10 protein-coding genes and 1 pseudogene are annotated in these 14,448 nt (G+C 69.2%); 6 read left to right on the top strand and 5 right to left on the bottom strand.

Going from position 1 to position 14,448, the window contains the following annotated elements; genetic code table 11:
* Positions 1-10: 10 nt before the first annotated feature.
* Positions 11-715 carry a DUF2470 domain-containing protein gene (locus tag OG432_RS05150; RefSeq protein WP_328308173.1) on the bottom strand — a complete coding sequence of 235 codons (705 nt, stop codon included), beginning with the start codon at positions 713-715 and terminating at the stop codon, positions 11-13.
* A gap of 193 nt (positions 716-908) precedes the next feature.
* The gene (locus OG432_RS05145; protein WP_328308171.1) at positions 909-1,625 is read right to left on the bottom strand and encodes a restriction endonuclease; all 717 of its coding nucleotides are present in this window, start codon (positions 1,623-1,625) and stop codon (positions 909-911) included.
* 329 nt (positions 1,626-1,954) lie between these two features.
* On the opposite strand from OG432_RS05145, the gene OG432_RS05140 reads away from it, so the two are divergent.
* Positions 1,955-2,542: a hypothetical protein gene (locus tag OG432_RS05140; RefSeq protein WP_328308169.1), complete on the top strand. Its 588-nt coding sequence runs from the start codon at positions 1,955-1,957 to the stop codon at positions 2,540-2,542.
* A 98-nt stretch (positions 2,543-2,640) separates the two neighbouring features.
* A complete protein-coding gene (locus tag OG432_RS05135; RefSeq protein ID WP_328308167.1) occupies positions 2,641-3,672 on the top strand; it encodes a hypothetical protein in 1,032 nt (343 codons plus the stop codon).
* A 217-nt stretch (positions 3,673-3,889) separates the two neighbouring features.
* Here the strand turns inward: OG432_RS05135 and OG432_RS05130 are convergent, their stop codons facing one another.
* Positions 3,890-5,962: a CASTOR/POLLUX-related putative ion channel gene (locus OG432_RS05130; protein WP_328308165.1), complete on the bottom strand. Its 2,073-nt coding sequence runs from the start codon at positions 5,960-5,962 to the stop codon at positions 3,890-3,892.
* Positions 5,963-6,693: 731 nt separating this feature from the next.
* On the opposite strand from OG432_RS05130, the gene OG432_RS05125 reads away from it, so the two are divergent.
* Complete coding sequence (locus OG432_RS05125; RefSeq protein ID WP_328308164.1) at positions 6,694-9,903, top strand: RHS repeat-associated core domain-containing protein; 3,210 nt, start codon at positions 6,694-6,696, stop codon at positions 9,901-9,903.
* Positions 9,904-10,041: 138 nt separating this feature from the next.
* Positions 10,042-10,257, top strand: a complete 216-nt coding sequence (locus OG432_RS05120) for a hypothetical protein (RefSeq protein WP_328308162.1) — start codon at positions 10,042-10,044, stop codon at positions 10,255-10,257.
* A gap of 361 nt (positions 10,258-10,618) precedes the next feature.
* Here the strand turns inward: OG432_RS05120 and OG432_RS05115 are convergent, their stop codons facing one another.
* Positions 10,619-11,152 (bottom strand): TspO/MBR family protein, encoded by a 534-nt coding sequence (locus tag OG432_RS05115; RefSeq protein ID WP_328308160.1) that lies wholly within the window; start codon positions 11,150-11,152, stop codon positions 10,619-10,621.
* Between the two features lie 453 nt (positions 11,153-11,605).
* Between OG432_RS05115 and OG432_RS05110 the strand changes: the two are divergent.
* Positions 11,606-13,237: pseudogene (locus tag OG432_RS05110) on the top strand (ABC-F family ATP-binding cassette domain-containing protein); the annotation flags it as partial.
* Between the two features lie 180 nt (positions 13,238-13,417).
* Positions 13,418-13,579 carry a hydrophobic protein gene (locus OG432_RS05105; protein WP_267054796.1) on the top strand — a complete coding sequence of 54 codons (162 nt, stop codon included), beginning with the start codon at positions 13,418-13,420 and terminating at the stop codon, positions 13,577-13,579.
* A gap of 176 nt (positions 13,580-13,755) precedes the next feature.
* Here OG432_RS05105 and OG432_RS05100 read toward each other — a convergent pair whose 3' ends face one another.
* Positions 13,756-14,334 (bottom strand): VOC family protein, encoded by a 579-nt coding sequence (locus OG432_RS05100; RefSeq protein ID WP_328308151.1) that lies wholly within the window; start codon positions 14,332-14,334, stop codon positions 13,756-13,758.
* Positions 14,335-14,448 lie beyond the last annotated feature (114 nt).

Raw genomic sequence — 14,448 nt, 5'->3', positions numbered from 1 at the left:
CGCGGCGCCTTCAGGCCGGCAGCCGCTGGTGGGAGGAGCGGCGCGCGGCGGTCAGCAGGGCGTGGAACTGAAGGCCGGCCTGGTCGATGTCGGTCAGCGGCGTGGGGAACGGCAGCCGTACGTCCCGGTGTGCGGCGGGGAGTTCGAGGCGCAGGGTGACGCCGTAGCGGTCCATGGCCAGCGGCAGGGCCCGCACCACGCCGTCCTTGAGCCGGGGCTCGACGAGCCGGAGCAGCAGCGGGACGAGGTCGGGGTGGTCGTCCACGAGGTGGGTGAGCATGCCGGCCTCGCAGGACGCCGTCGGATCGCACGGTGCCTCCTGCAGCTCCTCCAGGGAGACGTACGCGCGCCCGGCGGCGTCCTCGATGACCGCCTGGCCGAACTCCATGCAGGTGCTCTCCGTGGCGTCCGCGCTGTAGGCCTTCGCCACCAGGCCGGACAGGGTGACGCGGGCGCGCAACCGGTCGCGCACGGGGGTGGGCGCGATGTCGGTGAGTTCGAGGCGGACGGGGATGCGGGGCGCCGCGGGGAGGGCCTGCGCGGGGTCGGCCGGGTCGTGGAGATGGATGCGGCCCAGGACACCGGCGCCGTCGAGGCTGTAGAGCTCCTGGTGGCGGCCGTCGGTCACCACGGTCATGGAATGGGCCGCCGCGACGATGGAGCGCACGCGCTCGGCGGGGGTCGGCTGCTGGGTGCGGGCACGTTGGGGGCGCATGCGGGTTCTCCCTGGGGACGTCGCAGAACGCGAGTTACTTAGGCATGCCTAACCTAACCTACGTGGGGTGGTCCGGGAAGCGGATCGGCACCGGCCGCTTCCCGCCGCGCGTGTCGCGTGCGTGTCGTCGTGCGTGCCGTGCGTGTCGTGCGTGTCGTGGTGCGCGCCGCGGTGTGTGCCCGCGGGCCGCCGTTCAGATGCCGGGGAGCTCCCAGGGGGCGGGGCCCGTCCCGTTGTTCCAGGCGCGCAGGAACGTCCCGTCGAGGCAGAGGATGCCGCACTGGTCGGCGTAGCCCAGGGCCGGGTCGGTGAACTCGCTGGTGGTGACCACCACGGCCAGGTCGGCTTCGTGCACGGCGTAACAGGTGCCGCCGAAGCGCTGCAGATCCTGCGAGCCGACCTTGTGGCCCGTCGCGTAACACTTGCACTGGATGACGAGGTGACGGCCGTCCGGCGTGGTGGCCACCACGTCCGCGCCGAGGTCGCCCGCCCCGCCCACCACGCGCGCATCGGAACAGCCGTCGCGCTCGCACAGCCGCGACACCGCCTCCTCGAAGGCGAACGGGTCGATGTCGGCGCACTCCTCGGCCTGGGGGGCGCCGACGGTGGGCGGGAGCACGGGGTCGGGCTGGTGCGGCACGGGCGCGACCGCGGTTTCGAGCGCCGCTCTGCGGGCCGCGCGGCGCAGCCAGTTGCTGCGTATCGCGGCCGTGGACAGCAAGAGGAGCGCCAGCAGCGCCAGTACGGCGCCGAGCGGATGGGAGTGCGGCCGCACCGCCGACTTGAAGGTCAGGCCGACGCCCCAGATGACGAGCGCGACCAGACCGAAGCCCAGCGAGGTGGTGCGCAGACTGAACGCGGGGCGCCGACGGCGCGAAACGGCGGGGAGGGGACGGACCGGAACGGTCATCGGCGGACTCCTTCGAACTGGCCGCCCATGACAGGGCAGTTGGGGCCGGCGGGGCGGGTGGTGACACGGAGGGCGCTTGCCACGAGCAAGATCACTCCCACGTCCGTCTGCCCGCCCGCGCCCCGTTCACGCGGTCCGGGATGGCGCCGACATGGCGGGAATGCGGAGTGGCCGGAGCCGGTTCTTTCGTCGCTCCGGACAGGTACGCGATCGCCTCGGTGGAAAGGGACCGATACACGAGATGTGGAATGAATCCCACCACCGTGGCGGAATGACCGGCTCGGCCCTATGCAATGCGAAGGCGGCGACTTCGTCGCAGGTGGGCGCGCGTGACTGCCGCACAGGATGTCCTGAACGGACCTGTCTTTTACGTACCGGTTGGGGCCCATCTCGGCGGCACCTCACCCGTCTCGCCCGCCACATCGGCAACTAAGGTCTCTGCCCATGACCCCGCGTATGACGATCTCGTTCTGACGAAGGAGAAGGCGATGAGAATGTCCAAGTTCCTTGCCGTGGGCGCATGTGTGGCCGGCCTTTCGTTCGGTCTCGCTCCCACGGCGGAGGCCGGTGTCATCAAGCCGGTTCCCACGGAGCGGTGTTACCCCGGCATGGCCTGCTTCTACTACAACTCGGGCTGGACGGGCGCGCTGGCGACTTTCTACGACGGAGGGCTCTGGGAACTCGACTACAACTTCAAGCCGGGCTCGGGCAACGGCGGCGGCCTGCCCGTGAAGAACAACGCGGCATCGGCGGACAATCGCACGGAAAGCACGGACTACTGCATCCACTACAACAGTGGTTGGAAGGGGCCGTGGGAATACGTTCCGGCGCAGAGCCGGCTCATCATGGAAACGACCAAGAACAACAACGCATCGACCAACTGGTTCCCGCGTCACGAGGGTGGCGGAGGGCACTGAGCCCCTCTTCTCCTGCCGTAACACGCGTGCCCCCGGGGCCGCACGGCCGTGCGGCCATGTGTTCGTTGAACTGAACGTTTTGACGTAGGAGGTTGAAAATGCGGAAGCTGGTTGTTTCCAAGGCGCCCATGGCGATCGTCCCCATCGCGGCGCTCTCGGGCTTGCTGCTGGCCGGGTGCGGCACCGCGGAGCACACGGGCGCTTCGCGGGTGAACTCGGCACAGGAGCCCGGCAGTGACGCGGCCGGCGGAGCGGCCCACGCCGTGGCGGCCCATGCGGCACAGGGCGCGGCCGGCGAGAAGGCCGGCTCCGCCTTCGAGCTGCCCCTTACCGACTACCGTCCGACGGGCGCGGAATATACGCGGATCAATCAGGCCAGATCCGAACTCGCGCGACAGTGCATGGAGGGCCTCGGCTTCAAGAAGTTCCAGCCCGCGCCGGTTCAGTCGCTCGGCCCCGGGGCCAATGGCGTGGACGCCATGGAAGACCTCGACGATCTTCGCTATGGCACCCACGATGCCGAACAGGCCGGCACGTACGGGTACAAGCCGGAATTCGTGGTGAAGCGCACGAACGGTTTCGTCGCTCCTCCCGCGGCTCCGAAACGCTCTCCCGAGGAATGGCTTGCGCTCACCGGCACGAAGGAGGAGCGCAGCGACGCCGTGCAGAACGGATTGACCGCACCGAAGCTTCAGAACGGCACGACGGTTCCGTACGGGGGCTGCCTCAATGAAGGCCTCAAGAAGGTGACGGACGGAAAGCCGGTCATCGCGGACCTTGTGACGAGGCTCGACGGGCAGAGCTACAAGGCGTCTCTCGAGGATTCCGGTGTGAAGAAGGTGTTCGCCGCATGGTCCTCCTGCATGAAGGGGAAGGGATATTCCTACAGCGACCCGATGAAGGCGAACGACGATCCGAAGTTCGCGCAGAGCAGCATCACGGAAGCGGAGAAAGCGACGGCCACGGCGGATGTCGCCTGTAAGAGCAACGTCGATCTCATCGGTGTCTGGAACTCCGCGGAAGTGAAGATTCAGACGCGGCTCATCCAGGAACATCGCCAGGAACTCGCCCAGATCAAGCAGGACAAGGCCGCCGCTCTCAAGGTCGCGGACTCCGTTCTGCGGGGATAGCGGGCGGGGACAGCGGGCGGCGATGGCGCAGGGCCAAGTTCCCGCGCCGCAAGGGAACGGAAGCGTCGCCGGCTGGAAGCGTCGCCGGCTCCGGCGGGAGCCGGCGACGCCGTGCGTCCGGTCGGCGGGGACTCCAGTGCTTCCGTCCCCCCCGACGCACGGTCGAGTGAGCCGCGACATGCGGCAGTTGGTGCGTGCGCCCGCAACGGCGCGCCGGTCATCGGTCCGTGGCGATCACGATCACCCAGTCCAGCGCCGTCAGCCGGACCGGGTCCCGCTTGTCGGGATTCAGCCGCACGCCGTAGGCCGGCCCGCGTGTGGCATGGGCGCGCAGCCGGTATCCGACGGCGCACTCCCGGCGGCGCCGCGCCGAGGCGACGACGGTGGCGAAGGTGACCTCGACTCCCGGCCGGACGTAGTCCGTCGCGGGTCTCAGGTACAGCTCGTTCCCCTCCGCGGTGAACAACTCCTCGAAGAGCGCGGCCAGATAGGGGCTCTCCGAGATCTGGCACATGAGGAGGCTGATGAGCCGGCCGCTCACGATGAAGTCGGCGCCCTCGCGCGCCGGCGCGAGCAGCCGGTTGCGGTCGTCCGACATCTCCGTCGTGAGGGGGATCTCCCGGCCCGTCGCCTCCTCGATCGCCCGCAGGTGCAGCAGGGTGACCAGCGTCCTGTCGTCCACGTCGGGGTCGGCCTGGGCGAAGGCGAGCACGCCGGCCGGTGCGTCGCCCGGGTCGGCGATGACGATGACGCTGTCGAAGGACGGCACGTCCAGGGCGCCGAGCACGACCGGATTGGTGATGTCCGCGCGGTGCAGGGTGACCTCCAAGGGCCCCATTTCCGTCGCCGAGTCGTAGGCGCCGCGCAGGGTGACGTCGTCCCCGAGGGCCACGATGTCCAGGGTGGTTCCGGTGCTCGCGTAGGAGGCGAGTTCCGCCACGATGAGGGGGCCGCGACGGTTCCAGCCGAGCAGGAGCAGCCGCTCGGGCAGGGCCGGCTCCGGGGCGGCCGTGGCCATGGCCCTCGCGTCGACGTGCGACGTCGCGTCCTCCAGTACCGCCGTGTCGTCGTCGCGCGTGATGACGATGACACGGTCGTCGGCCGCGATGACGGTCTCGGGGCCGGGGTTGAGGACGACGGTGTCGTCGACGCGCAGCAGGCCGACCACCGAGGAGGTGGTGAACGCCAGGAGCGCGTCCCCGAAGGTGCGGCCGGCCAGGTCCTGGGCGGGAACGGAGTAGAACTCGTCGCCGGCGAAATCCAGTAACTCCTGGTAGACGAGCGAGAGTCCGGGCTGGCGGGCGGTCTGCACGAGAAGGCGGGCGACGATGTCGTCGATGGCCAGGACGCGCCCGCGCGGCCCGGCGGCCAGGGTCGCGGTGAGCCGGTTGCGGGTGTCGCGGACCGCCGCGACGACGACGGCCGTCGCGGGGTCGACACGGGTGTCACGACGGGGCCAGGTGGCGCCGGTGCCGGCCCCGCCGTCCCCGTCGTGGATGCCGCCTCCGTCGCCGGCGCGGGTGCCGTTCCCGCCGTCCCCGTCGTGGCGGTCGGGGCCACCCGGGCCCGTGTCGCCCGTCCCGTCGGCGCCCGGTGTCGGCGCGTTGAGGGCCAGGAGGGTCTTCACCACGAGGGCGTCTCCGTCGTCGGTACCGGGCGGCAGGACGAGTACGGCCTTCGCGGTCCGGGGGCTGACGCGCGCGAGCACGGCCGGATCGGTGGTGCAGCCGTTGCGGCAGACGATGGTGGTGGTGCGGGGCGCGGTGATCCGGGCGCCGATCTCGCCCTCCATCTCCACCTTGTCCTTCGCGGCCAGGACGGCGATGGCGGCCCTCGGCCGGTTGGAGTTGGCCGACACCAGTTCCGCGATGACGGGGAAGATCTGGTCGGACCAGCCGAGGACGACGGTGTGTCCCACCTCCAGGACCGTGGAGTGGCCCAGCCGCAGCTCCATGATCCGCTGGTTGAGGCCGGTCGTGATGAGACTGACCAGCGTCGACACGAACAGCAGCGCCACCAGGGCGAGCAGCACGGACGCCAGCACATACAGGGGCGAGCCGACGGCGCCCCCCAGCTTCAGTGTCTGCCCGACGCTCACCCACACGGCCACGAGCTGCCCGGTGAAGGTCTCCGGCGGCCGGCGGTCCGTCCGCACCAGCAGCACACTCACCGGAACGACGGCGCACAGACAGACGAGCGTGAGCCAGCCGATGAGGGCGGGCGTGCTGCGCGACACCAGGGTGTCGAACCGGTACTGCACGCGCCGCCACAGAGCTGCCAGGTACCCCACCACGCCCTCCGCCCACCGTGACAACGCGGGCGGCCCATCGACGACCACCGTGCCGTTCAAGGTAAAGAGGGCCGGCCGGGAGGTGTCGTCGAACAGGCCGTCCCTCACCCAGACGTATGAGGCGTACCGACTCGAAGGGGTGAGCGGAGCGGGTTCGGGCCCGATGACAAACCTGCGGGCTGTCCGTCCGTTGACCGGGGGCGGCCCCGGCCGATGCGCGGGCGCAGAAGCCGTTCTGGCGGTCCATTGGCCGAGATGAGCGGGTCACCGACGGCCGGAAGGAAGTGAACTGCCCCTTCGGACACCGATTTTGAGCCGATGTGGCTGAGGCGGAACGGCCGCCCGTGCCGGCCGGGACGAAGGAGATCGCGCCACATTGCGGTCCCGTGTCCAGTTTTGGCCGACGCGGACCAGCACAAGGGGAAGGGCTTATTTCGGCGGGGATGCGCCTCGACTTCCGGGGAAGGCGCGGCCGGCCTGTGTGGGTCCTGTGTGAACGTGTGTGCTCCTGGTGGCCATGGGGGCTGCCGGCCTGACTTCCTATCGGGGGGAAGATCGTGCGTTCACGTGCCTTCGGCATGCCCTTTCGGCATGCGCGCATCTCATGGAGAAGCCCAGTACTCGCCTCTGTCGCCGTGCTGGGCCTGGGCGCGTCCGCGCTGCCCGCCGTGGCGGCAGGGCCGGCGCCCACGCCGGTCTCCGCATGGGGGCAGAGCAAGACGCGAGCGGCGATGCCCACGGTGAAGGTGGGCAAGAACAAGCCGCCGCGCAATCAGCGCGAGGCGGCGTCGACTCCCCAACGGCGCCAGTGGGAAGCCGGGCAGAAGTCCCGCCTCGCGGGCCAGAGCCCGTCCCAGAGTGTGGGGCCGTCGGTGAAGGTGTACGTCCCCGAGGGGCAGGGCGATGTGCCCTGGCACCAGATATTCGACTTCCGCATCACCGACTCCCTGGTGGGGCGGATCGACTACTCGACCGGCAACCTGATGCTGGCCGCCACCGACTTCGACATCGCGGGCGTGGGCGAGTCCCTCCAGCTCACCCGTACCTACAACTCCTTCCAGGGCCCGCTGGGCCAGGTCGCCGACCCGTGGTGGACGGGGTACGAGCGGTCCCTGGACACCTGGTTCACCAACGACGTGATCTGGTACGACTCCTCCGGCGCCACCATCGACTTCCTGAAGAACACCGACGGCACGTTCAAGACGCCGGACGGTTACGGCAAGGACCTCAAGAAGAACAGCGACGGCACCTACACCCTCACCGACCGCAAGTCCGGTTCCAAGGACACCTACAGCGCGGACGGCACCCTCACGAAGGTGACCGACCGCAACAACGGGACCATCACGGTCACCGCGCACAAGGACGCCGACGGCCGGGCGGCCGGCTTCAAGCTCACCGAGGACCGCTCCGGCCGCACCATCGACCTCGTCAAGACGAGTGCCACGCTGTGGACCGCCACGGACAACACCGGCCGGACCGTCACGTACGACATCGACGCCGCCAACGGCCACATCATCCGGTCCCGGGACACCACGGGCAACGCCACGACCTACGGGTACGACGAGGACGGACGCGTCATCAAGGTGACGACGCCCGAGTCCCGGGCGACGGTGTTCACCTACGACTCGGAGAACCGCGTCACCTCGATGCGCCGCTTCACCGAACTCGGCGGCTCGGGCGACGACGCCCCCACGTACACCTACTCCTACGACGCGACGAGCCGGCTCGCCGCGGGCACCACCACGGTCACCGATCCGCTCCTGAACGCGACGAAGTACGAGCACGACGGGGACGGTGAGGTCGCCAAGGTCACCGATGCCCTGGGCCACGGGCGCTCGAAGTCGTACAAGGCGCATCTGACGCAGACCGCGACGGACGCGATGGGCGTGGGCACCGGCGCGGGGAACGTGACGACGTACGGCTGGGACACCCGCGGCAACCCGACCTCCGCGAAGCTGCCCACGGGCGCCACGTCGACGGTGGCGGGCTGGTCGACGAAGGCGGGCCGTGACGTGCCCGGTTCGGCCACGTCGGCCGACGGTGACAAGACGGACTACGGGTACGACACGGCCGGCAACACGATCTCCGTGGCGCAGAGCGGCACCGGAGGCGGCTCGGCGACCATCGACTACAACCCGGCGACCGCGACCTGCGGCGGCTTCCAGGGCCAGCGCTGCAAGGCCACCACGAAGATGAGCGGCACGCAGAACTCGGTGACGTCGTTCCATTACGACACCCGCGGCAACCTGGACTCGGTGACTCCGCCCACGCAGATCGGCAAGGTGGCCTACCACTACGACGCGCTGGGCCGAGTCACCGACTCCAAGGACGGCCGCGGCGTCACCACCCTCTACACCTACGACGACCGGGACCGTGTCAAGAAGGTCGACACCGGCAGCTACGACACCGTCACGTACGTCTATGACGGCGACGGCAACCTGAGTTCGCGCACCGACCGCACGGGCACCCAGACCTACCAGTTCGACGCGTTGTCGCGCGAGACGGTCCGCACCCTTCAGGACGGCTCGCAGACGGTCCTGGCGTACACGGCCAACGGCAACGTCGACACCTACACCGACCCCTCGGGCGTCATCGACTACACGTGGGACAAGGCCAACCGGCTCACCGAACTCAAGGACCAGAGCGGCCGCAGGACCACCTACGGCTACAACAACAACGACACCCGCACCAGCACCACCTACCCCGGCAGCACGGTGCAGAGCGTGGACGTCGACAAGTCCGGCCGCCCCACCACCATCAAGACCACCTCATCCAAGGGCACCCTGACCAATCTGACCTACACCTACGGCTACGGGACGGGTTCCGCGACCGACGGCACGAAGATCCGCACCGCGACCGACGTCGTCGCCGGGCTCAAGACCTCGTACACCTATGACGTGGCGGGCCGCTTCTCCTACGCCAAGGAGGAGAAGGGCAGCACCCTCAACTCGTCCTGGCAGTACTGCTACGACCTCGCCGGCAACCTCACCTCCCAGGGTGTCGACCCCGGCTGCCCGCACGGCACCACCTACACGGTGAACGACGCGCAGCAGATCACCGGCAAGAACGGCTCCACCACCAACTGGTCCTACGACAAGGCCGGCAACGAGACCGCGGGGGCCTCCACCCCCGAGGGCACCCGCACCGCGGAGAAGTGGTCCGACTACTCCCAGCTGAAGTCCCTCGCCGTGGGCAGCACCACCTACGCCGGCCAGTACGCCTCGACCGACCAGTCGGAGCGCACCAAGCTGGGCCAAACCACCTTCCACAACGGCCCGTTGGGCCTGTCGGCGGAGACCACCGGCGGCGTCGACACCGGATTCAACCGGGAGCCCGGGGGCACCCTGAACTCCATGACGACCGCGGGCAAGGCCTACTACTACCTGACCGACGCGCTCGGTTCGGTGATCGGCCTCGCCGACGAGACCGGCACCAAGGTCAACACGTACACGTACAGCCCGCGCGGGGTGTCCCGCACCACCACCGAGGCGGCCGCGCAGCCCTACCGCTTCGCAGGCGGCCACCAGGACCCGACCGGCCTGTACCACCTCGGCGCCCGCTACTACGACCCCAACATCGGCCGCTTCACCCAGCCCGACCCCTCCGGCCAGGAGAAGAACCCCTACCTGTACGCCGAGGGCGACCCCGTCAACCGCATCGACCCGAGGGGCCTCTACAGCCTCTCCGATCTGCCCGGGGACGTGAAGGACGTCAGCGACGCGGTCTCCAGCGGTCTCGAGGGCGACACCGACGCACTGTGGGGCCAGGCAGCGGGCATAGCGACGGGCATCGCCATCGAAAGCGGATGCCAGTTCGCGGCAGGATTCGCCGCACTGCCCACCGGCGGAACGGCGTCCGCGGCACTCGAAGTCGGTTGCGCCTATGCCAGCACGGCCGCAGGCGACTACGTCTCGGGAAAGGTTGAGGACGGCCTGAAGTAGCGCGCACATTCTGCCGAGGGACGGAGCCGCACACTCTCCGTCAACCCCTCCGTCCCTCGGCAGAAGCGGAATCCTGGACGAGGCACGACGCACACCGCACGACGCACGACGCACGACGCACGACGAAGGGGAAGCGTGATGGCGAAAATACTTGAACATGCCTACGGATCGAGCGGTGCTGTCAGGCGGAACGCCGTCCTCGTGATCGTGATGTCCGTACTGCTCTACGCACTCGCGGTCGTTCTGGGATTCAAGGGCGGCTGGGACGCGGCGTGGCCCGTGCTCATGGTCGCGGTCGCCGTCGACGCCTTCTGCCTCGCGGTCTGGGCGGCGTTTCGTTCCAGGAATCGTTAAGCGGGTGCTCTGCCCCTCACCGGAAGTGAGTCAGTGATGATCCTCGCACGTACCTCGATAACGCCCGGTGGAACGCTGGGAATAGTCCTGTTCGCCCTGGCGGTCCTCTGCATCGTCGTTCCGCTCTTCCTCGCATGGCGCAAGAAGCGGTAGGCCTCAGCACCCGCATCGGCCCCCGGCGCGGGACAGGGGCCGCCCGGTAGGGGCCGTACCGCGACGGAGCATCCGTGCAGTCGAACACCACCTCGACTGTGCCGGCCCACAAGGGACTCGACGGAATACCTCTGTGGCTCCTGGTCGATGACAGGGGTGGCGGCCGGCCACGTATCCCGGGAAGGGAGCCTCGACCACGGCGCGGGTCTCAGCGAAGCCGGTTGCTGGATGACGCCGTTCGGTCGTGGCGAGCGATGGAACCGTTGAGGGCTGTGGCGAAGAGGGACCAGGCCGCGTAGGGCAGCAGGATCTTGGCCGCGGCGCGGTCGGATCGGGCGGTGCGGCGGATGAGTTCCGCATTGCTGAGGTCGAGCAGCACCGTGCCGATCAGACCTGCCCGCGGGCTGCGCAGACGGAAGAACAGCCAGTTCCATCCGGCGTTCAGGGAGAGGTTCACGGCCACGCTCGCGGCGAGACGGCGCTGTTCCCGCCGGGTGGGCGCTGCACCCAGCGCACGGCCGCTGGCATAGGCGATCGTGGCGTACAACGGTGTCCAGGCGACGCCGAAGGCCCACGACGGCGGCTGCCACGACGGCTTCGGCAGAGACTCGTACCAGACGCTGTCGGCATCGACCGCTCGCGCTCCGACGAGAGCGGCGCCGGTCACAGCTGCAGCACCGGCGCCGAAGCGCAGCCATGCGGGGGGAGCCGCCGGGCCGCTGTCCTCGCTGATCAGCTTCATAGCCTACGTATGCCCCGTTTGCCCGCCTGTATCGCACGCGCGCGATCCGTTGACCCGGCCGGCCTGGCCGACTCTGCCACGCGGCCGGGAGCGGGACGCGTCGGTCGAAAGGGGGATGCCCGGTGGTGCGGTCGATGGGTAATGTGATTGGTGGTCCTGTTGTCGCCGATCGAGGTGGACTTTGCGCATCTGAGGTTCGTACCCCTGCTGTCAGCACGGTGTTCTCCCGTGCTGCCCTGCCGCGCCCGGCCATGCCGGCGGCGGTGGTGTGCGTGCGACCTCTGCGTTCTCCCCGGCCCCTCCGGATACCGGGCGACACACCTGTGTCCGAGACCGCGTCCCTTGACCGGATGCGGCACACCCCTGTTTGCCGCCGCCCTACCGAGCGCGTGCCTCCCTCATGCACCCGTTACTCGTCACCGCAGGTGGCGGACCTTTTCGGTAGGTGACCTCATGACCGCAACCCTGACCGCCAAGAACCTCGCAGCCGGCCACGGCGACCTCCCTCTGTTCACCGGCCTCGACCTTGCCGTGGCGCCGGGGGAGGTGATCGGCCTCGTCGGACCCAACGGCGCGGGCAAGTCCACCCTGCTTCGCCTCCTCGCCGGGCTCGACCGGCCGGAGGAAGGCCGCGTGCATCTGGCTCCGGCCGGTGCGACCATCGGCCATCTCCCGCAGGAGCCGGACCGGAACCGGGGCGAGAGCGTCCACGGCTTCCTCGCACGCCGCACCGGTGTCGCCGCCGCCCAGCACGTTCTGGACACGGCCTCGCAGGCCTTGGCCGACGGCGTCGCCGGCGCTGACGAGGCGTACGCTACGGGCCTGGACCGCTGGCTTGCGCTGGGCGGGGCGGACCTGGAGGAGCGTGCCGAGCACGTCGCCGGCACCCTCGGGCTCGGGGTCCGCCTGGAGCAGGACATGACGTCCCTGTCCGGCGGCCAGGCCGCGCGTGCCCAGCTGGCCTCGCTGCTCCTCTCGCGCTACGACGTCTTCCTGCTGGACGAGCCCACCAACGACCTCGACCTGGCCGGCCTGGAACAACTGGAGCAGTTCGTGCGCGGGCTGCGCGCGGGCGCGGTCGTGGTCAGTCACGACCGCGAATTCCTCACGCGCACCGTCACTCAGGTCCTCGAACTCGACCGCGCACAGCAGCAGGTGCGCCTGTTCGGCGGCGGATACGCCACCTACCTGGAGGAGCGGGAGCGCGCCAAACGGCATGCGCGCGAGGAGTACGAGGAGTACGCCGAGCGCAAGTCCGCCCTTCAGCAACGCGCGAACGTCCACCGGGCCTGGGCCGAGAAAGGAGTGCGCACAGCACAGCGCCGCAGCCGCGACAACAACAAGTTCGCCCGTGGCGCGCGCCTGGAGAACAGCGAGAACCTGGCCGCCAAGGCCAAGTAGGCCGAACGGCTCATCGAACGCCTGGAGGAGGTGGAGGAACCGCGCAAGGAATGGCAGCTGCGCATGACGATCGCCACCGCGCCCCGCTCCGGGGCGATCGTGGCCACCCTGCGCGAAGCCACCGTCCCGCGCGGCGACTTCACCCTGGGGCCGGTCTCGTTGCAGATCGGCTGGGCCGACCGGGTCGCCATCACCGGCGCGAACGGCACCGGCAAATCGACCCTGCTCGAAGCGCTGCTGGGCCGCATCCCGCTCGACACCGGCGACCAGACGCTCGGAACCGGAGTGAAGCTCGGCGAAATCGATCAGGCCCGCGCACTTTTCCACGGAGCCGAATCTCTCCTGGACGCCTTCCGCGCCGCCGCACCGGAGGCCGAACCGGCCGAAGTGCGCACCCTGCTGGCCAAGTTCGGCCTGGGCGCCGACCACGTCCTACGACCCGCAGCCACCCTGTCACCCGGCGAGCGAACCCGAGCCGCACTCGCACTGCTGCAGGGCCGCGGGGTGAACCTGCTGGTCCTTGACGAACCCACCAACCATCTCGACCTCCAAGCCATCGAGCAACTCGAATCCGCCCTCGCCTCCTACGAGGGCACCCTGCTCCTGGTCTCCCACGACCGACGACTGCTGGAAGCCGTACACGTCACCCGCCGACTGCACCTCGAAGACGGCCGGCTCGCCGACACGCCCGACACCCCCGATACCCCCGACACCCCCACAGCGGGGCCGTTGACCCTTCGGCCGGTCAACCGTGCTCTCGGATAGGGGAAGAAGAATGCCCGGTCAAGAATTTTGGAAACAGTCGCACCGAGGTGGTGTTGCCTTGCTGCGGCGGGGCATTCGGTGGCTCGGAGGTTGATAACTATGGTTCCCCTGCTTCTCGTTCTTCTGCTGGCTCTGATCCTCTTCGGTGCGGGCTTCGCGCTGAAGGCCCTGTGGTGGATCGCGATCATCGTGCTCGTCGTGTGGCTGGTCGGGTTCATCGCCCGTCCCAAGGGAGGAAGCGGCCGCTGGTACCGCTGGTAGGCGTAGACCGCCGAGTGCATGACGTGTGGGCTCCCCGCCATCGACTGGCGGGGAGCCCACACGCGTATCCGAAGAACGGTGACAGCCACGCTCTCGCGCATGCGCCCTGCTGTCGCTCTCGGCCGGCCCGGTATCACGGCTTGGACGCTCGCTACCGCGTCGACGCCGGTGGCGGGTCACTGCCACCGGTTGTTGCTCGTGCGGTCGCCGGCGAGCCAGCGGGCGAGGTCGGCGTGTGCGGTGGCGCGCCGCTCGGCGTCGATCTTCTCCACGTCGGGGTGGCCGACGAACTCCAGGATCAGCCCATTGGGGTCCGTGACGTACAGCGAGACGCAGAACCCGTGGTCGATCACGTGGGCGTTCGTCTCCGCATCACCGGCCGCGGTGACACGCTCGCCCATGGCCTCCTGCGTCTCCGTTTCGACCTTGAAGGCGATGTGGCGCAACGGGGTGGAGTCGCTGATGGTCTTGAACTCCTTCTGGTCCTCGGGGTCGGCGAACTGGAAGAAGGCGAGCGCGCTGCCGTCGGCCAAGCCGTAGAGGGCGTGACTGTAGGCGCGCTCGGAGCCGGTGAGTACCTGGTGCTCGGTCCGGGTGGCCACCAGGGGCAGGCCGATCACGTCCTCGTAGAAGCGCCGGTTGGCTTCCTGGTCGTCGGTGATCCAGGCGTGGTGGTGGAGGCGGAGCGGCAGGGTGTTCTTCCGTTTCCGGGTCCGGGTCCGGTCTCGGTCTGGGTCTGGGGCGTATCGGTTCAACTCCGTTGGCGGTAAAGGGCATTGGCGCCCGGTTCCGGGGTGGTCGTCCACGCACCGACCGGACTGCCGCTTGAGTAAGTTGAACATTAAATCAATGTGAGCCATTGTTCGTAC

The sequence above is a fragment of the Streptomyces sp. NBC_00442 genome (genome assembly GCF_036014195.1).
GTDB lineage: Bacteria > Actinomycetota > Actinomycetes > Streptomycetales > Streptomycetaceae > Streptomyces.
The sequence above is the reverse complement of the archived record's forward strand: the minus strand, read 5'-3'. Positions and strand labels throughout refer to the sequence as shown.

What these genes read in the sequence shown, in the direction of transcription:
- OG432_RS05150 (WP_328308173.1), bottom strand. Translation starts at nt 715, where the DNA reads ATGCGCCCCCAACGTGCCCGCACCCAGCAGCCGACCCCCGCCGAGCGC.
- OG432_RS05145 (WP_328308171.1), bottom strand. Translation starts at nt 1,625, where the DNA reads ATGACCGTTCCGGTCCGTCCCCTCCCCGCCGTTTCGCGCCGTCGGCGC.
- OG432_RS05135 (WP_328308167.1), top strand. Translation starts at nt 2,641, where the DNA reads ATGCGGAAGCTGGTTGTTTCCAAGGCGCCCATGGCGATCGTCCCCATC.
- OG432_RS05125 (WP_328308164.1), top strand. Translation starts at nt 6,694, where the DNA reads ATGCCCACGGTGAAGGTGGGCAAGAACAAGCCGCCGCGCAATCAGCGC.
- OG432_RS05120 (WP_328308162.1), top strand. Translation starts at nt 10,042, where the DNA reads ATGGCGAAAATACTTGAACATGCCTACGGATCGAGCGGTGCTGTCAGG.
- OG432_RS05115 (WP_328308160.1), bottom strand. Translation starts at nt 11,152, where the DNA reads ATGAAGCTGATCAGCGAGGACAGCGGCCCGGCGGCTCCCCCCGCATGG.
- OG432_RS05105 (WP_267054796.1), top strand. Translation starts at nt 13,418, where the DNA reads ATGGTTCCCCTGCTTCTCGTTCTTCTGCTGGCTCTGATCCTCTTCGGT.